Origin of the sequence: Geodermatophilus sp. CPCC 205506, from assembly GCF_051383635.1 — a bacterium.
GTDB lineage: Bacteria > Actinomycetota > Actinomycetes > Mycobacteriales > Geodermatophilaceae > Geodermatophilus.
In genome coordinates, this window is sequence record NZ_JALPKP010000029.1 from 50,472 (window position 1) to 74,023 (window position 23,552).

At 71.7% G+C, this 23,552-nt stretch carries 17 protein-coding genes and 1 pseudogene; 7 read left to right on the top strand and 11 right to left on the bottom strand.

Annotation, left to right across the window (positions count from 1 at the left end):
- Positions 1-181 precede the first annotated feature (181 nt).
- Complete coding sequence (locus MY520_RS17055) at positions 182-1,333, top strand: nitric oxide synthase oxygenase (RefSeq protein WP_436693747.1); 1,152 nt, start codon at positions 182-184, stop codon at positions 1,331-1,333.
- Positions 1,334-1,504: 171 nt separating this feature from the next.
- On the opposite strand, the gene MY520_RS17060 is transcribed toward MY520_RS17055, so the two are convergent.
- From MY520_RS17060 to MY520_RS17105, 10 genes are all read right to left on the bottom strand, one after another.
- On the bottom strand, positions 1,505-2,701 hold the full coding sequence (locus MY520_RS17060; RefSeq protein WP_436693748.1) for an MFS transporter: 1,197 nt from the start codon (positions 2,699-2,701) through the stop codon (positions 1,505-1,507).
- 107 nt (positions 2,702-2,808) lie between these two features.
- Complete coding sequence (locus tag MY520_RS17065; RefSeq protein WP_436693749.1) at positions 2,809-4,086, bottom strand: ATP-grasp domain-containing protein; 1,278 nt, start codon at positions 4,084-4,086, stop codon at positions 2,809-2,811.
- A complete protein-coding gene (locus tag MY520_RS17070; protein WP_436693750.1) occupies positions 4,055-5,356 on the bottom strand; it encodes an ATP-grasp domain-containing protein in 1,302 nt (433 codons plus the stop codon). Before MY520_RS17070 ends, MY520_RS17065 begins: the two co-directional genes overlap by 32 nt.
- 47 nt (positions 5,357-5,403) lie before the next feature.
- Positions 5,404-7,659, bottom strand: a complete 2,256-nt coding sequence (locus MY520_RS17075; RefSeq protein ID WP_436693751.1) for a pyridoxal-phosphate dependent enzyme — start codon at positions 7,657-7,659, stop codon at positions 5,404-5,406.
- Between the two features lie 14 nt (positions 7,660-7,673).
- The gene (epsC, locus tag MY520_RS17080) at positions 7,674-8,348 is read right to left on the bottom strand and encodes a serine O-acetyltransferase EpsC (protein WP_436693764.1); all 675 of its coding nucleotides are present in this window, start codon (positions 8,346-8,348) and stop codon (positions 7,674-7,676) included.
- A gap of 48 nt (positions 8,349-8,396) precedes the next feature.
- Positions 8,397-12,428 (bottom strand): amino acid adenylation domain-containing protein, encoded by a 4,032-nt coding sequence (locus tag MY520_RS17085; protein WP_436693752.1) that lies wholly within the window; start codon positions 12,426-12,428, stop codon positions 8,397-8,399.
- A gap of 715 nt (positions 12,429-13,143) precedes the next feature.
- Positions 13,144-13,275, bottom strand: a complete 132-nt coding sequence (locus MY520_RS17090; protein ID WP_436693753.1) for a hypothetical protein — start codon at positions 13,273-13,275, stop codon at positions 13,144-13,146.
- A 251-nt stretch (positions 13,276-13,526) separates the two neighbouring features.
- Positions 13,527-13,949, bottom strand: coding sequence for a hypothetical protein (locus tag MY520_RS17095; protein ID WP_436693754.1), 423 nt, complete (start codon positions 13,947-13,949; stop codon positions 13,527-13,529).
- A gap of 61 nt (positions 13,950-14,010) precedes the next feature.
- The gene (locus MY520_RS17100; protein ID WP_436693755.1) at positions 14,011-14,634 is read right to left on the bottom strand and encodes a hypothetical protein; all 624 of its coding nucleotides are present in this window, start codon (positions 14,632-14,634) and stop codon (positions 14,011-14,013) included.
- 1,745 nt (positions 14,635-16,379) lie between these two features.
- The gene (locus tag MY520_RS17105; protein WP_436693756.1) at positions 16,380-16,745 is read right to left on the bottom strand and encodes a hypothetical protein; all 366 of its coding nucleotides are present in this window, start codon (positions 16,743-16,745) and stop codon (positions 16,380-16,382) included.
- Between the two features lie 377 nt (positions 16,746-17,122).
- Here MY520_RS17105 and MY520_RS17110 point away from each other — a divergent pair, with 377 nt between their 5' ends.
- The 6 genes and pseudogenes from MY520_RS17110 to MY520_RS17135 all read left to right on the top strand — a co-directional run.
- The gene (locus MY520_RS17110; protein ID WP_436693757.1) at positions 17,123-17,803 is read left to right on the top strand and encodes a hypothetical protein; all 681 of its coding nucleotides are present in this window, start codon (positions 17,123-17,125) and stop codon (positions 17,801-17,803) included.
- A 958-nt stretch (positions 17,804-18,761) separates the two neighbouring features.
- A complete protein-coding gene (locus MY520_RS17115) occupies positions 18,762-19,973 on the top strand; it encodes a serine hydrolase domain-containing protein (RefSeq protein ID WP_436693758.1) in 1,212 nt (403 codons plus the stop codon).
- Positions 19,974-21,064: 1,091 nt separating this feature from the next.
- Positions 21,065-21,481 (top strand): group I truncated hemoglobin, encoded by a 417-nt coding sequence (locus MY520_RS17120; protein ID WP_436693759.1) that lies wholly within the window; start codon positions 21,065-21,067, stop codon positions 21,479-21,481.
- 47 nt (positions 21,482-21,528) lie between these two features.
- Entirely contained in the window at positions 21,529-21,864 is a 336-nt protein-coding gene (locus tag MY520_RS17125) for an MOSC N-terminal beta barrel domain-containing protein (protein ID WP_436693760.1), read from the top strand.
- Positions 21,759-22,070 carry a hypothetical protein gene (locus MY520_RS17130; RefSeq protein ID WP_436693765.1) on the top strand — a complete coding sequence of 104 codons (312 nt, stop codon included), beginning with the start codon at positions 21,759-21,761 and terminating at the stop codon, positions 22,068-22,070. Before MY520_RS17125 ends, MY520_RS17130 begins: the two co-directional genes overlap by 106 nt.
- Before the next feature lie 33 nt (positions 22,071-22,103).
- Positions 22,104-22,385: pseudogene (locus MY520_RS17135) on the top strand (MOSC domain-containing protein); the annotation flags it as partial.
- Positions 22,386-22,532: 147 nt separating this feature from the next.
- Here MY520_RS17135 and MY520_RS17140 read toward each other — a convergent pair.
- Positions 22,533-23,552, bottom strand: a 1,020-nt coding sequence (locus MY520_RS17140; protein ID WP_436693761.1) for a YwqG family protein, incomplete at its 5' end; no start/stop codon positions are given.

The following is a 23,552-nucleotide window of genomic DNA, read 5'->3' on the forward strand; positions in this document are numbered from 1 at the left end:
GTTCCTCCCGGGCTGGCTGGTGGTCGGGCCCGTTCGGCCCTCGGGGAACGGGACGCCCCGACCCCCGCTACGCGGAGGACCGCGCGTCCGCCCCTGATACGCCGGCACCGCCGTATCTGACCGCGCCGGGCCGGCTCTGTCCTCGCGAAGAAGCCGCCGTCGGCGCATCCCTGGAGGCACGGTGCACTCATCCCGTCACGACTTCTGCCCGGCAACGCCGGAACCGCCGGCAGCGGCGCCGCCCGCCTCGGTGCTGGCAGCCGCGAGCGACTTCATGCAGGTCTTCCGGCGGGAGACCCGCATGCCCGACGACCTCTGGCAGCCGCGGTGGGAGGCCATCGTCGACGAGATCTCGCGGACGGGGACCTATGTCCACACTGCGGCCGAGCTCCAGTTCGGCTGCCGGATCGCATGGCGGAACCACACGAGGTGCATCGGCAAGCTGTACTGGCGGACCCTGCAGGTCAGGGACTGCCGGACCGTGTCGTCCCCGGAGGGGATCCGGGACGAACTCGTCGAGCACCTGAGGCTCGCGGGCAACGGGGGCCGGATCAAGCCGGTCCTGTCGGTGTTCGCACCGGACGCGCCCGGACGCCCCGGCCCGCGGATCCTGAACGACCAGCTCGTCCGCTATGCCGGACACCGGGCAGCCGACGGCTCGATCGTGGGTGACCCGGCGAACCTCGCCCTGACCGACACCATCCGAGACCTGGGCTGGGACCGGGATCCTCCGGGGGCGTTCGACATCCTCCCGGTCGCTGTCGAGGTGCCCGGACACGGCACCACCCTGTTCGAGCTGCCGGACGCGGTGACCCCCGAGGTGGCCATCACGCATCCCGACCACACGTGGTTCGCGTCCCTCGGGCTGCGGTGGTACAGCTTCCCGACGGTCTCGGACATGCGCCTGGAGATCGGGGGCGTGTCCTACCCTGCCGCGCCCTTCAGCGGCTGGTACGTGGCTGCCGAGATCGGCACGCGGAACTTCGGGGACGCCAGCCGCTACGACATGCTGCCGACGGTGGCGCGGCACCTGGGATGTGACGTCTCCTCCGCTCGAACGCTGTGGAAGGACCGAGCTCTGGTGGAGCTGAACGCCGCGGTCCTGTGGTCCTTCGAGCGCGCGGGTGTCCGCATCGTCGACCACCACACGATGACCGATCAGTTCCACCGGTATGTGCAGACCGAGATGCGGTCCGGGCGGGAGGTCAACGCCGACTGGGCCTGGATCGTCCCGCCGATGTCACCTTCCACCACGCCCGTCTACCACTGCGCCTACGACCCGACCGTGCGCCGTCCCAACTTCTTCCGCGGGGCGGAGGACGAGGCCGCCTGAGCCGGCGTGCCGGCTCCTGCCGGGTCGGCGTCCCTCCGCCCGGTTGCCCCCGGACCGGCGCGCACGTGGGAGCACCCCCACGGTCGACGACCGTGGGGGTGCTCCCGCGTGCGGAGGAGCTCCGCGACGAGGTGGACGATCGCCCGGGTGACGGTCCCCGAGCCGGACCGCTCAGGTGGCGGGGACCGCGACCGGTTCCCGGCCGGCGGACCTCCGGGCCAGCGCCCAGCGGCCGACCGCCGGCGCGAGCAGTCCGGAGCCGGCGAGGACGGCGGCCAGCGCTACCCAGCCGGCCGTGCCGGCGGCCTGCACACGGGTCAGGACGACGGGCGCCGCGATCTGCTGCACCGCGACGCCGAGCCAGAAGACCGACAGGTAGACGCCGTCCTGCCCCGGCCGGGCCAGCAGGTAGGAGCCGCCCCAGCCGCCGGCCGACTGCCACAGCTCGCCCGCGGTCAGCGCCACCATCGCGACCAGCAGCAGGACGACGGCCGGTCCGGCGCCGAGCCGCGGCACGCCGACCAGCAGCAGGCAGCAGGTGGCCAGCGCGATCCCGGCCCGGCGCAGTGCCCGCGTCGCGGTCGGGACGGTGTCCGTTCCGCGGCTGGCGCGGACCTGCAGCGCCACGGCCAGCACCGTGTTGACCACCAGCAGCGGCGCGATGACGGCCGGCGGGGCGTGCGAGTGCCCGATGATCCACAGGGGCAGTCCGATGCTGAGCAGGGTCATGTGCATGGTGAGGACCGCGTTCACGGCCGTGAACGCCAGGAAGGCGCCGTCCCGGAACACGGTCACGGAGAACCGGCGGCGCAGTCCGGCGGCCGGCACCAGCAGCCGCGGCAGCCCCGCGGCGAGCGCGGCCAGGACGGCGAACGACGCCGCGTTGGCGAGCAGGACGGCGCTGAAGGCGGGGCGGGTGTCGACGAGCATGCCCAGGCCGCCGAGCATCGCTCCCGCACTCATCCCGACGTTGCGCACCGCCCGGAGGGTGGCCATCACCCGGATCCGGTCGGCGGCCGCCACCGCCTGCCCGACCAGCGCCTGGGACATCGGCGCGGATGCCTTGTCGACCAGGCCGAGCAGGCAGACGACGGTGAGGAACTGCCACAGGTTCTGGACGAACGCGTAGGCGACGAAGCCACCGCAGCGCCAGAGGCTGAGACCGACCAGCACCCGGCGCGGGCCGATCCGGTCTGCGAGCGCGCCGATCGGGACGGTCGTCGCGAGCGCGATCGCCCCGGACAGGGTGAGGCCGAGGCCCAGCTCGGCCGGCGACAGGTGCACCGAACGGGTCACGAACAGGACCGACACCGCCAGGAAGGCGCCGGTGCCGACTGCGTCGACCAGGGCCATCACGGCCAGTCGCATGCCGACCGACCCGCCGGGCAGGCCGGGCCGGGGCTCCGCGTGCGTGGCGCGTGCGCGCAGGCTCGAGCGGCGCCGCGCCGAGGGGGGCGGTGTCCGGGTGGGGGTCGTCACAGATCCGACGAGCTCGTCGCGATGTGGACGGCTGCGCTGGCGTCCACCGCCCGGCTCTGCGCGTCGGCCGGGTCGGCCCCGGTGACCAGGACGTGTCCACAGCGGTCCCAGGACGACGCCCACACCCCGACCGGGTCGCCCGGCGTCACCTCGACCGAGAGGTCGTGCACGCCGGGCAGCCGGGACGCCGCGTCGACGCCGATGACGTCCACGACGGTGCCGGGCTCGGCGGCCAGGAACCGGATCGCCGACGCCCGGGCGGGCGCCGCAGGGAGCGTGACCGGCCGGCCGGCCAGCAGGTCGATGAGGGTGAACCGGAGCCTCGTGTCCCAGGCCAGGTCGATGAGGTCGACGACGTGGTCGCCGGGGCAGCGGCCGGCGCACTCGACGAGCGTCGGGCCGTGCTCGGTGAGGATCCACTCCGCGTGCAGGATGCCGGTGTCGAAGCCGATCGCCGCGACGAGTGACCGGGTCGCCGCCGCGAAGGCGGCGCGGGTGGTGCGTTCCAGCGGTGCCGGGACCAGGTGGCCGAGCTCGACCGGGTAGGGCCCGGGCACCACGGTCTTCGCCGTCACGTTCTCGAAGATCACCGAGCCGGCGCGGACCAGCGCCTCCACGCTGAACTCCGGGCCGCGCAGCCGCTCCTCGACCATGTACCGCCAGGCCAGCTCCCGGTCCGGCACCTGCGTGCGCTCATGCGCCCGGCAGGCGTGCTCCCACGCGGCCCGCGTGGACACCGGGTCGACCGCGTCGAGCAGCACCACGCCCACGCTCGCCTGACGATTGGCCGGCTTGAGGACCACCGGTCGGCCGCCGGCGAAGGCGAGGACGTCGTCGGGGCCGTGGACCTCGCGCCAGTCCGGGTTTCGCACCCCGCCGGCCTCGGCCGCCTGCCGTAGCTGGATCTTGTCGCGCAGCGCCTGTGCGGCCGGCTCGGTCGCGCCGGGCAGGCCCAGCTCCGCGGCCAGCGCGGCGGCCGCCGGTACGGCGTACTCCAGGCCGGGGACGACGGCGGCCACCGACCGTTGCCCGGCCACCGCGGCCCCCGCTTCGAGGACGTCGGAGGACTGCTGGTACGCGACCGGGACGATCCGGTCCAGGCAGTCGAAGGCGTCCGCCGCGCCCGCCAGGGAGCGCTTGCGGATGATGTCCGGCTCCTCGAGGACGACGATGCCGCCGGTCGGCGCGCGGCCCTCGATCGCCCGCAGGTAGGCGGAGTTGAACCCGACGAAGACGACCTGCTCATCTGCAGGCAGGGGCTGCTGGAACGACATGGTCGATGCCCTCCGGGGCCTCGGTGACGGTGCGAAGGCGAGCTGGTCGGCAGCCGACGGTCCGGTGGGGCCGACCGTCGAGCCGGTGGGCGACGCCGTTCACGACCACCGCGATCGTCGCGAGGACCTCGTCCAGCCGCGCAGTCGCCTCCTCCGGTCCGGCGCCGGACACGATGACGTGCCCGTGCCGGCCGCGAGAGTCGCGCACGGGGGTCAGCACGTCGCCCGGCCGCGGGCGCAGCGTCAGCTCGTCCACCCCGCCAAGCCGACGCGCCGCCTGCAGCCCGCGCACGGCATCGACCCGCCCGGGCGGCAGCGTGACGAAGCGGACTTCCGCCGTCGCGGTGTGCGTGGCCCGCGCCGGCAGGCGGCCGGCGAGCGCCGCGAAGACGGCGCGCTCGATGTCCAGCCCACAGCTGAGCTGGACCAGTCGTGGGATGCGGTCGCCGCCCAGCCGGGCCTGTGATTCGACGATCCGCGGGCCGTCGGCGGTCCAGATCACCTCGGTGTGGGCCGGTCCGAAACGGTAGCCGCACGCGGTGAGGAAGCTCGTCGTCAGGTCCTCGACGGCGCGCCGCCGGTCCGGTGGGAGGCGCGCAGGGTGGACGTGCCCGACCTCCACGAACAGCGGCGGCGGCCCGAGCTGCTTCTCCGTCACGCCGACGACCTGGTGCCGCCCGTGGTGGCTGAGCGTCTCGACGCTGAACTCCGGGCCGCGCAGGTACTCCTCGACGAGGAACGGGCCCGCGCAGCCGAAACCGTCGACGAGCTCCGTCCACGCCGCGCCGTCCTCGGCCCGCCGCCAGAGGAAGACGCCGCGGCTGCCGGCCAGTGCGGTCGGCTTGACCACGGCCGGCAAGCCCACCTCGGCGAGCGCTGCCGGGACGTCCGCCCGCGTCGCTGCAGCCGCGAACCGGACGGCGGAGATGCCGCAGTCGGCCAGGTGTCGGCGCATCGCCAGCTTGTCGGTGAGCAGGCGCACCGCGGTCGCCGGGTTCAGCTCCGCTCCGAGCAGCTCGGCGACCTCGTAGGCGGCGAGCATCGTCTCCTCGCGGCCGACGTGGTAGATCGTCGCGACGCCGAACCGCTCCGCCGTTTCCCGGATGGTGCGGCGCAGCCCAGGACCGTCGGCGAAGTCGGCGAGGACCATGACGTCCGCGGCCGCCCGTACGTCGTCCAGGTACTCCGGGGTCTCCAGCGTCGGGTCCCACAGGGCGGCCACCCAGAACCCCTCCTCGACGGCCTTCCGGACCAGCTGCCGGTACGGCATGACCATGAGCAGCCGCGGACGCCCGTCCGCAGCGGGAGGCTCACCGTTCAGGGCACACCGCCGGAGACGATGACCGGCCCAGGCGCAACGGCCACCGGCACAGCCGACTCGGCTTCCCGGTGCCAGGCACTGAGGTAGCGCTCGCCGGTGTCCGGCAGAACGGTGACGACGACGGCGCCGGCCAGACCCGCCCGCGCAGCGACGATCCCGCTGGCGTGCACTGCGGCCCCGGCCGACACGCCGACCAGCAGGCCGGCCCTGCGGGCCAGCCGGTGCGCCGTCGCCAGGGCGTCGGCATCGGTGACGGTGACCACCTCGTCGATCAGATCCCGGTCCGTGGTGGCCGCGATGAACCCGCCGTTGAAGCCAGGGATCCCGTGCGGGCCGGGTACGCCGCCGGACAGCAGTGGCGAGCCGGCCGGCTCGACGGCGACCACGCGCACCCCGGGTCTGCGTTGCTTGACGTAGCGGGCGATGCCGCTCAAGGTGCCGCCGGTGCCGACGCCGCAGACCAGGACGTCCAGTTCGCCGCCGGTGGCCGCCCAGATCTCCGGGCCGGTGGTCTGGAGGTGCGCCCGGACGTTGTCGGGGTTCTCGTGCTGGCGGCAGAACCACGAGCCGGGCGTGGCGCGGTGGATCTCCTCGGCCTTCGCGACGGCGGCCTCGTACCTGCCCTCGGCCGGCGTCCGCACCACCTCCGCGCCCAGGGCGCGCAGGATGTGCAGCCGCTCCGGCGTGGCGTTGTCCGGCAGCACGATGATGCACCGGTGACCGCGGGCGGCCGCCAGCGCGGCCAGGGAGATCCCCGTGTTGCCGGAGGTCGCTTCCACCACGGTGCCGCCCGGGGCCAGCTCGCCGCGCGCCTCGGCGCCCGCCAGCATCGAAAGCGCGGCGCGGTCCTTGCTGCTGGACAGGGGGTTCAGCATCTCCAGCTTGGCCAGCACCCGGGCGCCTCCGGGTTCCGCGTCGAGCAGACGCTGCAGGTCCAGTTCCACCAGCGGAGTGCGGCCGACCAGGTCGGCGATCGACGTGCCCGCCGGGCCGGTCGCCAGGGGTTCGGTGTGGATGCCGATCTCGTGGCCGGCCGCCTCGGCGGTTCGGCTGGCCAGCGCCGCCGTCTCGGCGACGACCAGCACGTGGCCCGCGCGGTCGCCGTTGCGGTGCAACGGTCGCAGCACGTCGCCCGGCTTCGGCTTGAGCGTCACCTCGAGGACGCCGGGCATGCCGGCCGCCCGCTCCTGACCGGTGACCGCCACGACCCGACCGGGCGGGCCGCTGAGGTAGCGAATGGCGGCGCCGGCCACCGGCGCGGGCGGCAGCACGACGTCGGGCAGCGACTGTCCCAGGTACTGCCGGATGGCGAGCTCCAGGCAGCAGATGCCCAGCGCGTGGTCGACCAGGTCGGTGATCTTGCCACCGGCCGGCCGCGGGTTGATCTCGATGAGTCGCGGCCCGGACTCGGTGACCCGGATCTCGACGTGCGCCATCCCGAGGTCGAAACCCACGGCGCGCAGGGCATCGGTGGCCAGCTCGCCGCACGCACGGACGGTCTCCGGCGGCAGGGCGGAGGGGAAGGAGTGCCCGATCTCGACGAAGTACCCGTGGCCGGCCAGCGACTTGTCGGTGACGCCCAGCACCTCGAAGCGGTCGCCCTCGGCCAGCACCTCGACGCTCACCTCGGGCCCGCGCACGCACTCCTCGACCATCAGCTCGTGGTACCGGGCCTGGCCGCGGGTGTTCTCCACCCTGGTGCGGATGAGCGCGACGTGTCCGGCGGCCTCATCCGGGGTGAGGCACCGGCGCACGTCGGCGCTGCTCGTCTCGTCGGCCGGCTTGACGACGCACGGCAGGCCCACCCCGAGAGCTGCCTCCCGGGCCTGGGCCGGTGTCTCGACGGTGCGGAAGGCCGGCATCGGCAGGCCGGCCTCGGCACAGCGGCGGCGCATCAGCGCCTTGTTGCGGGCCACTCGGACGCCCTCGACGCTGACCGTGGGCAGCCCCAGCTCGACCGCGACCTGGGCGCCGACCACGACGTCGTACTCGGCCAGCGTGAGGAACCCGTCAAACGGCCGCTGGGCCGCGATCGCCCGTACGTGCGGCAGCAGCTCCTCGAGGACGTTCGTCTCGCAGTGCACGATCTCGTCGACGTAGTCGTCGAAGTACGCCGGTGCACCGGGGACGTCGAGGTAGCGCTGCACGTCGCGGGTGAAGAAGGTGACGTGGCAGCCGAGAGCCTTGCTGATCCGCAGGCCCTCGAAGCCCGAGCCGGAGAGGTTGCTCTCCAGGATTCCGAGGTGTCGCACGAATTGGTCTCCGATCAGGCGCTGGGCCGGTGGTCCCGGGGGGTGGGCGGCGGTGGGGTAGCGCTCGGCCGGCAGCCGGTACCGGCCACGACACGCAGCGCGCGAGCCGGGGCGGTGCCCGGCACCCGGCCCGGGCCGTCGGTCGCCGGCGCGGGGTGGGGCAGCAGGACGGCTGCAGGGCTGGCGAGCACGCGCGCACTGACCGGGACGCTGGTCTGCACCAGCGCGGACGCGCCGATCAACGCGTCGTCCCCGACGGTGACCGGGCCGAGGACGGTTGCGCCGGCCCCGAGCACCACCCGGTCGCCGATGCTCGGATGGCGCCGTTCGCCGTCGTCCCGCTCGGCGTCCCGCCACCAGCCGACGGCGCCCAGCGTGACCTGGTGGAAGATGGTGACGTCGTCGCCCACGACGGCGGTCTCACCGATCACCAGCGCCGCGCCGTGGTCGATGAACACCCGTCGGCCGAGCCGCGCGCCCGGGTGTATCTCGACGCCGCCGCTGGCCGCGCGGGCCAGGCCGGCGAGGGCACGCGCGCCCCGTCGCCACCCCCGCCGGTGCAGCACGTGGGCCACCCGGTGGCTCCACAGCGCCGGCAGCGCCGGGTGCAGCAGGGCCTCGCCGCGGCTCCGGACCGATGGGTCGCGAGCCACGATGGTGGTGAGGTCCTCGACGGCTCGCGCGATCATCTCGTGCACGACACAGCCCTTCTTCGCGGATGGGTTCAGCAGCCGGGATCAGTGCTGCGGTTCCGTGATCAGCCGTGCCCTCCCGCGGACGATCTCCGGCTGGTGGACGTGTCGGACCGGGCTCGGGCTCCGGTCCGCTCCGAGCCGGCGCGGAGAGTGCGTGACGGAGACGTGCGGCATGGGGGCGTCCTTCCGGTGGGCACGGCCGTGGTGGACGGCGTCGAGCAGCTCGTCGACGCCGGAGTCGCGCAGGAGGCCGTAGTGGTCCGCGCAGAGGCGGAGGACCTCCGGCGAGCAGGCCGCCCGGCCCGCCGCGGTCTCCACGAACGACGGCTCGTCACCACGAGCGGCGAGAACCGCGACCGGGGCGGCGATCCGTCGCCGGGCGAGTTCGTCCTCGGTGAACCCCAAGCCGAACGTGCGGCGCACCACGCGGATCACGCGGCGCGCCACCTCGCCGTCCAGGAGCCCGAGACGGGAGTGGACGAAGTCCAGGAACGAGTCCTCGCCGCGCGTCGCCCGCAGGCAGGCGTCCAGCAGCGGGTGGTCGATCCGCCCGGCGAAGACGGAGAACAGGATCGCGACGAACGACGGGTCGTCGAAGTCGGTCGGGCCGGCTGCTCGCCGGCCGCCCGCGGCCGGCTCGAGCAGGTCGGCGCGAAGGCGCGGATGGCCGGGGGCGATCAGGAGCAGCTCGTCCACCTCGTGGCCGGCCTGCTCGAGCTGGTGCGCCGCCTCGAACGCGACTCTCGAGCCGAACGAGTAACCCCAGAGCGTGTAGGGGCCCTCCGGCTGCTCGCGCCGGATGAGCTCGACGTCCCGGGCTGCCATCTCGGCCAGCGTCGGGTACGGCGCCTCACCCGGATTGATGCCGTGCGCCTGGACGCCGAGCAGCGGGCGACCACCGGGCATCCGGCCGGCAAGGAGCCGCAGGTTCATCGGGTACCCGCCGAGCCCTGGCCAGCAGAACACCGGGCGCCGCCCGACCTCGGCGGTGCCCAGCCGGACCAGCCGGGACGACCCGCCGCTCGAGTTCCGGTCCAGCCGGCGAGCCAGTGCCTCGACGGTGGGGTCCTCGAACAGCGCCTGCACGGGGAGTCGGCCGCCCAGCTCGCGGTTGATCCGTCCGATCAGGCCGACCGCGACGAGCGAGTTCCCGCCGCAGCGGAAGAAGTCGTCGTGCACCGACAGCTCGGAGAGCTCGAGCGCTCGCCGCCACAGCGGGACGAGCGCCTCCTCGGTCGGCGTGCGCGGTGCGACCATCGGCGCGTCGCCGGTGCCGGCCGCCGCCTCGTCCAGCTCACGCAGCGCACGCAGGTCGACCTTGCCGTTGGGGGTCAGCGGCAGCGCGTCGAGCACGGCCACCCGGTTGGGGACCATGTAGCGCGGCAGGCGCTCGGCGAGGTCGTCCCTGACCATCTCGGCCGGTCCCCGCATGTGGACGACGTCCTCCTTCATGCCCTCGCTGCGTCGCTGGGTGTCGCTGACCCGGCCGCCCAGCGCGAAGTAGGAGGCAACTCCGCCCGACAGGCCCAGCGTCTCGGCGATCCGGCGGGCCGACGGGAGGTCGTTGCCGGTCTCGGAGCTGTAGCCGGACGACATCAACCCGAGGCCGAGGTCGTTCATCTGCAGGTGGTGCAGGGTGCGGCCGAGCTCGACGTAGCGCTGCCAGGGCTCCGGGTGCCTGCTGAGCAGGCTGACGCCGAAGCCGGCCCGCCGGTACACCTCCTGGTTGATGGCGACGACGTGCCGCTTCTCCACCAGCTCGTCGCCGACCTGCTCCAGGCGGCCGGCGAGGTACCGGTACAGGCCGCGCTGGAGCCCCGCGACGCGGCCCGGGTGGGCCTGCACGTACACCTCGACCGGGTCGATCCGGGGGCCGGTGAACGGCCCGACGGCGTAGCTGCCGAGATGGTGGTCGGCCGGCCCCGCGCCCACCGCCGCCAGCAGGCCGGGCGCCGGCTCCGGCTCGCCGACGAGCAGCCCGTGGCTCTGCAGCACGGCGTCGAAGAGGCCGAGCATGTGCCCGGTCTCGATCTGCAGCACCTCGCGGGTGTTCGTGCGGTACACCTGTTCCACCGCCGAGGTCCGGCCGACGAAGTGCAGCCGGAGACCGCCGCCGGCGGCGCCGTGACCGGGCCGGATGAGCACCAGCTGGTGGTGCACGGGGTGGTAGTAGTAGAGGCCCGGTGCGATGTCGCCGACGGCGCCGGACAGCTCGAGGTAGAGCTGTGTGGCGTACAGCGAACCGGGGGAGGCGTAGCCGTACTTCGGCAGCAGCCGCTGCTCGCTGCGAAACTGCCCGAACCAGCGCAACAGCCCGCCGAGCTCGGCGCCGGTCAGCGACTCCGGCAGCCGCGGCGCGACGTCCGGCCGGGGGGCGTCCAGCAGGAGGAGCAGGTCGTCCCGGGTCACCTCGCCGCCCTCGAAGAAGCGGTACGTCTTGCGGGCGAACACCGCCTCCCGCTGGGCGGCCGTCGGGGTGCGGCCGGCCAGGTCGATCCGCGGGCGGGCGGCCACGTCCTCCGTGTCGCGGCATCCGGGGTCGGACAGCTGCGCGCGGATCTGCAGCCGGCTGCTCTTGGACCGGTGGTGCGAGCCGTGGCTGCCCTGGTCCATCAACGCGGCCTCGCGCTGGTTCAGCTCGGCGAACGCCACGAGGTTGGCGCCGGTGCGCGAGTCGTCACGTACGACGACGGCAGCCCGCTTCACCCAGTCGTGCGCCTCGATGGCGCAGCGGATCTCGTCCAGCTCCACCCGGAAGCCGCGCAGCTTGACCTGGCTGTCGGTGCGGCCGGCGAAGGCCACGCTGCCGCCCGCGTCCCAGCGCGCCAGGTCTCCCGTGCGGTACAGCCGAGAGTGCGCCGGGTCGCTGCTGAACGGATTGGGGCGGAAGCGCTCCTGGGTCAGGTCCGGCCGGTGCAGGTAGCCGCGGGCGAGCTGGACGCCGGACACGTGCAGCTCGCCGATCTCGCCCGGCCCGACCGGCGAACCGGCGCGATCGAGGATGTGGTAGGCCGTGCCGTCCACCGGTCGGCCGATCGACACGACGTCCGGCCCGGCCCCGACTGCGTCGCGGTCGACGACGTGCGAGGAGGAGTTGATGGTGCACTCGCTCGGCCCGTACAGGTTGACGAGCTCGGCGCCAGGCAGCGCATCGAGCAGCTCGACGGCCAGGCGGCGGGTCAGCGCCTCTCCGCCGCTGAACACCTGACGCAGCGAGGAGCAGGCGCCGAGCCGGTCGGTGTCGACCAGTGCCTGGAGCAGCGTCGGGACGCCCTGCAGGGTGGTGACGCCGTGCTCGGCGATCAGGTCGAGCAGCCGGTCCGGGTCGCGGTAGACGCCCGGCCCGGCCATCGCCACGGTGGCGCCGCAGGCCGGCGCCAGGATCTCCCACTGGGCGGCGTCGAAGCTCAGCGGCGTCTTCTGCAGCACGGTGCGACGCCCGTCGAGCCCGTGCACGCGGGCCAGCCAGCCGAGCTGGCTGACGATCGAGCGGTGCTCGATCATGATGCCCTTCGGGGTGCCGGTGCTCCCCGAGGTGTAGATGACGTACGCCAGGTTCCGCGGCCCGACGGGGGCACGGAACCCGGACGGTGCCGGCGGCCTCGCCGCCTGGAGGTCCTCCAGCGCGACGATCACGGTGCCGTCGGGGACCAGCCCGCCCAGCCGCGGCGCCAGCTGCCGGTCGGTCAGCACGACTCGTGCCCGGGCGTCGGTGACCATGTGCCGGATCCGCTCGTCCGGGTACTCCGGCGACAGCGGCAGGTAGGCGCCGCCCGAGTACACGACGCCCCAGACCGCCGTCGCCAGGTCGAGTGACGGCTCCAGGAAGACGCCGACCGGGTCGTCGGGTCGGACGCCGAGGCGCCACACCGAAGCACCCAGCTCTGCGCTGCCTGCGGTGAGCTGGGCGAAGGTCAGGCGGCGGCCGCCGTCGTGGACCGCCGTCCGATCGGGGTGCAGGAGCGCCCGCCCCTGCAGCAGGTCGGGAAGGCACACCGCGGGCGCCGGGTCGGCCGCCGAGCGCCGCGGGACGCGGGCACCGGGGTTGGCGGGAGGAGGTCTCTGGTCGTGCACACCCCACCAGAGACCGCCGAGGCGGCCGGAATACACGCCGTGACGAGCGCAGGTGGCGCGTGGCTTCGTGCAGGGGCCGACAGGCAGGTTGCGTCCCCTTCGCGTTCAGTCCTGGGCGGGTGTGGCTGACGTGAGACCGCGCTCACAGTCGGCAACGAGGGCGGCGGCGGGCACAGCCAGGGGCGCAACGTCGCGGGGAAGACGAGCGGTGACGGCGGAGGACCCCAGAGACCTCCGCCGGGCAACGAGAACTGCTCACCAGACGTCGTCCGGGTGCTGTCAGCCACGTGTGCACACGCGGGGAACCAGGTGGCCCGGGGAAGAGCGGCGACGAAGTCACCTGCGGGCCTCGGGTCGCGGAGCCGTCGTGGACTGCTCGTCTCGTCTCGTACCAGGTCGCGCCGGCCGGCTGGCCGGCCATGTTCCAGCTCCGGGAGACCTGCGGGGTGATGCGCAGGTACGGCCCCGGACCGACCATCCCGACCCGCTCCACCGGACCGTCGGCCACGCCGTAGACCCTGATCCCGCGCGCGATGAACGGGTCGACGGAGGGTAGGGCGTCCACCACCAGGGCGACCTTGCGGCGTCCGGCTCGCACGTTGCTGACCGTGCGGGTCCGCAGGAAGCGGGCTGATCGTCCTTCCCCGACGTCGCCAGCCGAGCGAATCCGTGGGAGCGCAGGAACTCGGTCCCGTCGGCTCCGGAGGTCAGCGCGTCAGCACCCGCACGCGCGCCACTCCCCGAGGTGCGGGCGCTCGGCGCCGATCGTCGTGTCATTGCCGTGGCCGGGATAGACCCACGTCGAATCGTCGAGACGCCCGAAGATCCGCTCCTCCAGATCGTCCACCAGCGACGTGAAGTCGGTCGGCTTGTCGTCCTCAAGGACCCCCGGGGAAGCAGGGCTCTGGGGCCACGCGGCGATCCGGACATGAGGGGACAGTCAAGTCCCGGGCAGGCGGGTGCCGACCGTCCTTCTCGCCCTGATGGCGGCTCTGGGACACTGGAGAGTCACTCGTTCATCAGGCCCGGTCAGAACTCGACTGCCCCTCAGCGAAGCCGGGCAGCTTCAATAGCGAGCTTCCCCTCGTGAACACTCGTTCAATTGGTTCGCGACATGCTGGTGTGGGACCCTGCTACAGCCTTCGCTGCTTCGGCCAGCGTCTCGCTTGCAGCGTCAAATTCCATAGTCTGTCGATCCCGGACACCATCGCTTACGACGTTACTGCTGAAGTTGGCGAACGCTTGCGCGACTTGCTTGCACGCCTGGTAGGGTGCACCGTCGCCGAGTCGAATCCGCATGCGCAGGGCGTTGGTAAGCAGGTCGTGCTGAGCCTCGTCGAACCTCCGGTCTCGCTCGTCGCCTATGTGCTCGCCTCGGGCTGCCTCGCTTATGAAGCGTGCCGCACGGGCGGTGGACCGCACAGCGTCATCCAAGACACCACGCAATTCTGAGACGTCTGCGAGTATCCGGTCGTGTCTCAACTGCTGGTGTTGACGAATGCTCGCGGTGATCGCGGCCACCGCAGCTCCTGTCAATGCAGTAACGGCAGCAATCAGAGCCACGCCGATCGTGACCCGAGGATCACTCATGGCGACCGAAGGATAGTGGCGTGAACTGGATCTCGAGGTCGAGGAGATCCGCGGCCACCTTGCCCATGGCGCGCCGAATGGGTGCAACTTCCTGTCCCGCAGTGTCCACCTGCTCCTTTGCCTTCTTGAACTCCCCCTTCCGGACAGATTCTGCGACGGAGTCGGCGTTCACCTGCAACCAATCGATTATCTCCCTCACGGCTGGCTTTATGACATCATTGTCTGAATTGCCGATCGCCTCGAAGAGCGTCTCCAGATCGCGCCGCTCTTGATCGGATATCCCGGACCGAGCGAACCAACCCCGTAAACTATCCCAATAGAGATGGCCAATCTTGCTGGAGCGGGCCCGCATCTCGCCGATCAACTTCGCCGGCTCTCCACCCTGAAGTTCGATCAAGGTTGTCGCGTCGTCTTCCCGCTTGGCTTCGAACCGAAGCGAGAGAAACCGCTTCAGTACCAGCTCAACCGCAGTGAACGTCCCTCCGACGTCTTGCAGAACGGACACGAGAGCGGCCGCCTCCGCCCGATCCCCTTGCCTGAGGAGAGTCGAGCTCGCTCGGCGAATCCTATCAATCTGTCCCGTCATGTCTGTGAAGCGCGTCATCGATTCGAACATCGTCCCGCCTCCCTCAACTCGGCCCCATGTCCCGGTACGCGCCTCGCCTGTCGTTCAGAGACCGTCAACCGTGCGGTCCACGGACGCCTCGTGGCTGATCAGTTGCCGCGAGACAACTCCGCCAGCTCGCTGGGAATCGGTCGTCCAAAACGAGTCGGGCCCACACTCACCCGAGTCACGAATCGCAGACCCGCGGTACGAGTCGCCGTCGGCAGCAGGACCCGAGGGCTCGGGCAGCTTCACGAGGTTCTCTCCGAGAGATTGGCTTCGGCGACGTCATGAACTCGGAGTACGCGGGCATGGCCGCAGAACACCCTGATCAGGTTCTGCGGCCGACGGCGGGGACAATCAGGCTCGGCAAGGCGGGGTACTGCCTACCGTCCGGGCCGACGGTCCAGCAAGTCTCGCAGCGGCCCACTGGAGACACCGTGTCCGCGCCGCTACGACCGCTGGAGAGACATTAGGTGCGAGGTCGCCGCCCTGATGACGGACTGCTTGGTCCACCGCGCCGAGGCCAAGTTCATGGCGCTGGAAGGCGAGAGTTGCCGCCATGATGTCCGCGACCTCGGCCGCCCCTGCGCGGTCGCCACCCCAGACGCATTCTGACGAAGTGGTGGGTTCTCGGCCCTCCTCAGAGGGTCACCTGTCGGCTGGCCCCGGCCTCACCGCAACGTGTCGCGAGATGACCAGGGGAGGCATCCGAGTAATCCAGGCGGCCGAGCAAGCAGCTTTCCCGAAGAACTCTCAGCAGCTACTTCTGCAAGACCTCGTTCGAGTTGGCCGGGAGGTAGAAGTTCCAGCTGCCCCGCCCATCGTGGGCGCCGCCTGCGGGACACACGCCGTTGGTGGATGCGCCGTTCCACCAGAGTGTGAAGCACTTGTTGCAGAACCGCCAGTTTCCCTGCTGCGTATTGGCCGCCATGGGACTACCTCCTCCTGACCAGTGCCCGCTGCCGTTGCCGACGGCAGCCTGTCGTGACTACATGCGGTTCGCCGCACATTCGATGCGGCGGCGTGTCGTCGCAAACCTATATTGCGCGCGCGAACGTCACCGCGGTGTCACCGCGACGTCACCGTCCCCCCCAGCGAGTCAACCGAAGTCCGGGCGGTCCCCAGGGCCAATTGACGCGACGGGAGGCGACACGCCGGACGAGCGGTCGGATGGCGTAGACCACCCCGGCCACAAGGGACCGGTGCAGAGGCGACGACGTCGCCTCGGCCGGCAGTCAAGGGTTGGCAGTGTGAATCGCGTCGGGATTGATGGAGGCGTCAAGGAGACCTTTCAGAAGCAAACTCTGCGGTCCCTGTTCGCCCGTGCGGCATCGGCCCCGGGTGCCGCTCATGGCGTCGGCGGCGTCGGGCCCGTCGACGCGCCTGATCAGTGACAGGTTGAGGGCGCCGGTCGCGCCGCTGATTCCACCGCAGAGGCCCGCGGTGAACGGCCGGACCGGTCGGCCACGCACCTGTCAGGCTGGCGGTACTCGAAGGGCATGGCCTCGTGTGCTCTCGACCGGCGTGGGCCGGGCCACACTGCCGGTCGTGCTCGGTTGCGGTTCGGGCTGGGCCTGCTGACGCCGGCTGCGGGCAGGACGCTCGCACCGGAGCCGCCGACACAGAAGTCCGCACCGTCGAACTCGACAGCGACCGGTACGACGTCGGGCTGATCGTCCTTCCCCGACGTCGCCAGTCGAGCGATCCCGTGGGAGCGCAGCAACTCGATCTCGTCGGCCGTGAAGGTCACGAGGTCACCAACCCCGGCCGCGCCACTCCCCGAGGTGCGGGCGCTCGGTGCCGATCGTCGTGTCCTTGCCGTGGCCGGGATAGACCCAGGTGTCGTCGGGCAGCGTGCCGAACAGCCCCTGTCCGACGTCGTCGATCAGGCTGGCGAACCGCGGCGGGTCCTTCTGTGTGTTGCCGACCCCGCCGGGGAAGCAGAGGTGTCCGGACACAACGCGGTCGGCGAGGACGAGGTCGTCGCCCGTGTGGTCGACGGTGACCGCCGTCGACGGCGGGTGCAATCCACCCGCGAAGACAACAGCGCCGGACGCCGCCAACTCCTCGAGGAACGCACCAGCCACTGCCAGCGTGGCCTCCGGCTCGTCGGGATCCATCGACGTGATCCTCCGAGGTCGTCGCGGCGGCCCGTCCGGCCGCGCTCACGAGCGAATGACCCCCGTACGCCGCCGGATCCCATCGGTCGAGGCCCGCTCGGTGAGGCGGTCATCGACTGCTTGTCGCTGGACGCCAGGCCCTGTCCGGGCGCCGGCTCTGGTCAGGGGCACCTCGCCTCCGGAGTCGCCGTCCGCACCGCCCGGCGCAGGGGCAGCGTCCTCCCCGCTGGACTCCGAGGGTGAGCCCCGCGCCTGACCGTCGCGACGTGCCGTCGGATTCGTACGGACCGCGCCGGACCGGTTCCCCCCGACCGCTGCCCGGGCCTAGCGTCGGCCTTCCCACGGGGGCCGACGACGACGGCGGCGGGAGGCTCGCCATGTTCGCTCAGCTCATTCAGGGCAGGACGTCGGACGCCGAGGCGGTGCGGACGGCGCTGGACACATGGATGCGGGAGCTGCAGCCCGGCTCGATCGGCTGGCTCGGCAGCACGATCGGGGTCGCTGACGACGGCCGGTTCGTCGCCGTGGCCCGCTTCGAGTCGGCCGAGGCCGCGGCCCGCAACTCCGAGCGGCCGGAGCAGTCCCGGTGGTGGGAGGAGACGCAGCGGCTCTTCGACGGTGAGGTGACCTTCGCCGACAGCGATGACGTCGTGGTCGACCTGACCGGGGACCCGGACCGGGCTGGATTCGTGCAGGTGATGCAGGGCCGGGTGACGGACCGGGAACGGGCCAAGGAGCTCGCTGCCCAGATGTCCACCGCGGACATGGCGGACTTCCGCCCCGATGTCCTCGGCAGCGTGATGATGACCTACGAGCCGGACCGGTGGGCCCAGGTCATCTACTTCACCTCCGAGGCGGAGGCCCGCGAGGGCGAGACCAAGGAGGCACCGCCGGAGGTGCAGGCGGTCATGGAGCAGCTCATGGCCCTCAGCCCGGAGCCGCCGGACTTCATCGACTTGCGGCAGCCCCTCCTGTACTCGCCGCCGGCAGCCGGCGCTGAACTGCCGGGGCCGCGTGAGGCGGCGGAAGCAGCAGAGGAGGTCGAGCGGTCGACGTGACGCGCAGCTCGACTCGCGCCGACTGAACAGGACGTTCCCGCGGGAATGCCATCAAGCCGCACGCCTTGACCACGATCCGCGGGAACGTCCGGGCCGGGCAGCACCAGTCCCCTCGAAGGCGGGCTTCAGGGACGGTCTGTTGACTTCTCAGCTCGTTCGATCGACGCACCCTCAGCTTGGCGGCCCAATGGGGGAGGCAGGGCCCCGTAGTGCGCCTTGTCGCTTCCCGCACCGTCGGCAGACACGCCCCAGCACGCCCTCGAAACGCTCGTCGGAGGGATGTTCCGTCACGTACGCGTGCAGCCCGAGCCAGCATTGCAGTGGCTTCGTCGTCACGAACCAAGCGTAGGAAGCAGCCATCCTGATCGCAGAGCCTTTGGCCCCGCACGCGAGTAGGTACCCGACGACCTAGACGTCGGTCGAGAAGTACCTCCGGGCCGCTTGTCCCACAGTGGGCCGCACACCAGGGCCAGCGGTCCGGACGCGGCGAGGGGGACCGACCGACGCCACCGCCCGAGCGACGCCGAGACCCGCATCGACTCGGAAGCCCGTGAGCCGTCCACCTCGCGCAGGCGGCCCGGCAGGGAGGGCAACGCGGGCTCATCGTCTGGCTGCGGAGTTCCGCCCGGGAGGCCCGCGCGAGTCAATCTGCCTCCCTCCCGCGAGGCAGGCACGGGCTCCGGGCGAGGGGCCGTGCGGCGCCCTGGACCACTCGCGGGGGACCGGATCCGCCCCTGCTCGGGGGTCGTGGACGGCGCCACGGCGGCGGCACGCTCGCACTGCCCGCTGCACCACCCTGCAGCGCCGGCCTCGTCCCCGGAGGTTTCGCATGACCGCCGTCCCTCAGCCCACCCGCACCGCTCCGGCCCCCGGGAGGGCGTGCGCGGTGCGCCGCCCGGCTGGTCCTGGCCCTGCTGCTCCTCCGTCCAGGTCTGGGTCGTCCAGAGAGGAAACCGTCATGACCCGCATCGCCCACACCCCCGTTCCGCGGCAGCCTGCCCCTGACCGCCCACGCCGGTCGGCGGTCCTCCGCCGAAGCCTCGCGGCGGCAACCGCGCTCGCCACGCTGACCGTCGCGGCAGCGTGCGGAGGCGCAGACGGAGAGGCCGCTGCCGCCGCTTCGGCCAACACCGCCGGAACCGCATCGTCGGCACTCCAGGGGGACGCCGATCTCGAACGGACCCTTGCCGGCATCCTGGAGTCGCATCACGCGAACCACGAATTCGTCGGCGCCGTCCTCTCGCTTCGCGAGGCCGACGGAGCCACGGTCACGGTGACGACGGGCTCCCAGACGGTGGACGCGGACAGTCCGCCGGTGGACCCGGCCGTCCCCTGGAACGTCGGCAGCGTGACGAAGACCTTCGTCGCCGTCGTCGCGCTGCAACTGGCCGAGGAGGGAAAGCTCGACCTCGACGCCGGCATCGAGCGCTTCCTTCCCGATCTCGCGGACGCCGACCGGATCACTCCGCGCCAGCTCCTCCAGCACACCAGCGGGCTGAACGAGTACCAGAACACACCTGCGGTCGAGGCGGACGCGCAGCGCGAGTGGACGCCGTCGGAGCTCATCGCCGTCGCCGAGGCGGCCGGACGTACCGGGGAACCCGGGGGTCCGCACCGCTACTCCAACACCAACTACATCGTCCTCGGCGAGATCATCGAGGACGTGACCGGCAACCCCTGGGAGGAGGAGGTGCACGAGCGCATCGCCGAGCCGCTCGGGATGCGCGACACCGGCGTCGTCGCCGTCGGCGGACCACGCGGCTACACCAGGGAGGGGGAGGCCTTCGTCGACGACACCGAGAGCGAGCATCCCTCGCTCGGCGGTGCGGCGGGCGGGCTCCAGTCGACCACCTCGGATCTGCTCACCTTCACCGAGGCGCTGGTCGAGGGCCGGCTGCTCTCCGACCGCAGCCTGGCCGAGATGAGCGCGTTCATCCCGGCGGAGGACCTGTCGCAGTTCGGCGTCGTCCACGAGTACGGCCTGGGACTGGAGAAGTACGCGACCGACCAGCTCACCGCCGTGGGTCACATGGGCATCGGAGCCGCCCACTCGGCGTTCATCGGCTTCGACGCCGAGAGCGGTACGGCCGTGGCGGTGACCATGAACGCGGACACCCCAGGGCCACAGGCGATCATGGGCATCGAAGCGCTGGCTGCTGCCAGCAGCTGAGGTCATCGGGGCTCCGACCGTCGCCGCGCGACGGTCGGAGCCTCGTCGCTGCGTGGCCGGGTGTCCGTCGTGATCATGGCCGTGATCGACCGGCAGGATCGACCGCCCGGCCCCCGGGGAAGGACCCGTACTCGTGCCGACCAACGCGCGGGTCGAGCACGTCGAGCGGGCGAGCCATCATGTCCGTCTGGTCTCGTCCCAGGTCTCGCCGACCGGCTGGCCGGCCATGTTCCAGCTCCAGGAGACTGGGGAGTCGTGCGCACGTACAGACCCGGACCCACCAGTCCGACCCGCTGCACCGGACCGTTGGCCACGCCGTAGGCCCGGATCCCGCGCGCGACGAACGGGTCGAAGGAGGGGGTTCGTCCACCACCAGGGGCGACCGTGCCGCCGTCCGGCTCGCACGTTGCCGACCGTGGGGGTCCGCAGGACGCTCTCGCAGAAGAACGCACCGTCGAACTCGACGGCGATCGGGACGACGTCGGGCTGATCGTCTGCACCCAGCGTCGCCAGCCGAGCGATCCCGTGGGAGCGCAGGAACTCGCTCTCGTCGGCGGCGAAGGTCACCGGGTCACCAGCCGCGGGCGCGCCACTCCCCGAGGTGCGGGCGCTCGGCGCCGAGCGTCGTGTCCTTGCCGTGGCCCGGGTAGAACCACGTCGCGTCGTCGAGACGCCGAAGATCCGCTCCTCCAGGTAGCGATGTGAAGTCGGTCGGGTTTGTTGTCCTCCCAGGACCGCCCGGGAAGCGGAGCGGTCCGGGCACAAGGCGATCCCGAGCTGAGGTGATGCTTAAGTCCCGGGCAGGCAGCTACGACTGTTGTTCTCGCCCTGAAGGCGGCTTCAGAGACACCAGGCGGCGCACCGGAGATCAGCGCCCACCTCGCGATGTGATCTTGCATGCTCAAAGCTGGCGCTGTGGCGGATGAGGCGGGTCTGATCATCGAGCGGCCTGGCGGCAGGGCTTGCTCGCTGACGCCAGGGACTGGGGCGGACAGCGTTGACACCCGACAGGGGGGCGCACAGACTCGCCAAGAGCCGTGGGTGAGACGGGGACGAGGTGGGCCTAGCCCGCGGGGCACCGTGGAGGCGTCATGGAGCCCGACGGAACTCCCTCGCTGTACGACCGGCTCGGTGGGGTCTACAACATCGCGACGGTGGTGGACGACTTCATCGGCCGAGTCATGAACGATGACCGGCTCAACAAGAACCCAGCGGTGAACGAGGCGCACCACCGGGTCTCACCGGCCGGTTTCAAGTACCTGGTGACCGAGATGGTGTGCTGGGCCGCCGGCGGCCCGCAGCAGTACAGGGGCCGGCCCATGGGGGACACGCATCGCCACCTCGGGATCACGCAGGACGAGTGGGCGTCCTTCATGGACGACCTGCACCAATCGCTGGCGCGGTTTCAGGTGCCGCAGCCGGAGCAGGCTGAGCTGGTCGCGATCGTGGAGAGCACCAAGGACGCGATCGTGGTCGCCCCGCTTGCCACGACGGCATCCGATCGGTAGCCCCCCGCGGGAGGCGCTGACTAGGCCGCCCGAACCGGGAGGTGGTCATGGCGCAGGAGCAAGCAGGGTCGGTGGTCTCCCTCTGGCGATACCCGGTCAAGTCGATGGTGGGCGAGGAACTCAACGCGTCCGCGGTGACGGCGCGGGGCCTGCTGGGTGATCGGGCGTATGCGCTGGTGGACCGCTCGCACGGCAAGGTCGCCAGCGCGAAGAGCCCCCGAAATGGCCCCGGCTGTTCGATTTCCGGGCCGCCTACGTCGACACGGTCCAACGCGGCGTGCGGCTGCCCGCCGTCCGGACCACCCTGCCCGACGGGGCAACGCTCACGAGCAAGCAAGCCGACGTCGATCCGATGCTGTCGCGCGAGCTGCACCGAGAGGTAACACTCGCGCGGGCCGAGCGGGGCCAGCAGGAAGCGGTGGAGTCGACCTTTCCGAATCCCTGGGCTCCGCAGGCCGAGGAGTACTGGCCGGACCTGGAGGGCCTGGATTACCGGGACACCGTCACCGACTTTGACCTGCCCGAGGGCACCTTCTTCGACTGCGCAGCGATCCACGTGTTGACCACGTCGACTCTCGATCGGTTGTGAGAGCTCTATCCGGGGGGCCGGTTCGAGGTCCGCCGCTTCCGCCCGAACATCGTGGTACGAGCCACCAACGACGTGAGCGGCTTCAAGGAGAGCGACTGGATCGGCCGGACGGTCCGCATCGGAGACGAGGTGCGGCTGAGCATCACCGGCCCTTGTCCCCGCTGTGTGATGACGACGCTGGCCCAAGCAGACCTGCCCAAGGACTCGGGCATCCTCCGTACCGCAGCTCGGTACAACCAGGTCAATGTGGGCGTCTATGCCTCGGTCATCCAGAGCGGCGAAATCCGGCGTGGCGCTGCCGGCAGGCTCGGGTAGTCCCGGTCCGAGTCGGTCGCCCCACTGCTGGGCCGGTCGTCGGTCCTCGACGGCGCGCACGAACTGATTCGCTCGAGGTGTCCCTGAAGCCGCCATCACAGCGCGCCCGGCCGCTGTCTCTGAGCGGCCCATATGGGGACATCCCCGTCAGTCTGTGCGGGTGAGACACCACGCTCGGTCGAAGCGTCGCGCGACCAGGTCGCTATCCCGCATCCACACCTCCAGCGACGCGGCGTCTCCGAACCAGCCGCTCAGGTGGGTCCACGACTCGATGTCGAGCACGAGCCGGTAGTGGTCGCCCTCCTCGACGGGCAGCACTCGGCGCAGAATCCGCAGTGCCGGCGCGGTCGAGTTCTGGCTGTGGCCGTAGACGTGGGTCACCGGACTGGGCAGCGCGCCGCGCGTCTGGGTCCGCTGGTACGCCCAGGCTCGCTGAAACTCTTCGGTGACGTGCCCAGCGGCGTCGTGCTGGTCCCGGTCAGCGAGGAAGTCTCCCGGCGGTCTGCTGCTCCAGCCGGGGAGCAGCAGACCCGCCTGGCAGGCGTCGGTCGGTGTGTCGAGGTCGGCGGGCGGTTCCCCGAAGCCCGGCCGCTGCGGCTCGGGCACCCACCGCACCAGCCAGCCGCCGCTGTCCCGGTCGGTCGTTTCCCAGCCGTGGGTGTCGACCAGGTCGTGGAACACCTCCAGGTAGCCCTCGGTGGGCAGTCCCTCCGAATGCTCGGGCCACGCCGCCTTGCACTCGTCCTCGGCGGCGGCCCAGGCCTCGTACAGCGACACCGAGGCCACGTGGGCCAGCGGCGTTCCGTCCGATCGGCGCGGCCACTCGGCCAGCGGCAGTAGCGCCGGCCCACCCAGCCACGAGACCCACCCGCCCCAGCGCCACTCCCGATCCAACCCGGTCCGCCCCGGACGGATGCTCTGCTGGGTGAAGACCGGTGACCAGGCGATGTCCCGAGCCAGGGCCGTTGTGTCGAAGGGCAGGCCTGACAGCCACTCGTCGACCGCCAGCCACGACGTGTTGATCGGCGCGAAGTCGTCGTCGGGAGGGTGCCAGCCGCGAGCCACGCCGCCCATCATCGCGACACTGTTCCGAGGTATCCCATAGCCGGCGGCGTCCCCTACCGGGGACGGCGTTGCGGTCTGGAAATGGTGCGCGGCCATCCGTTG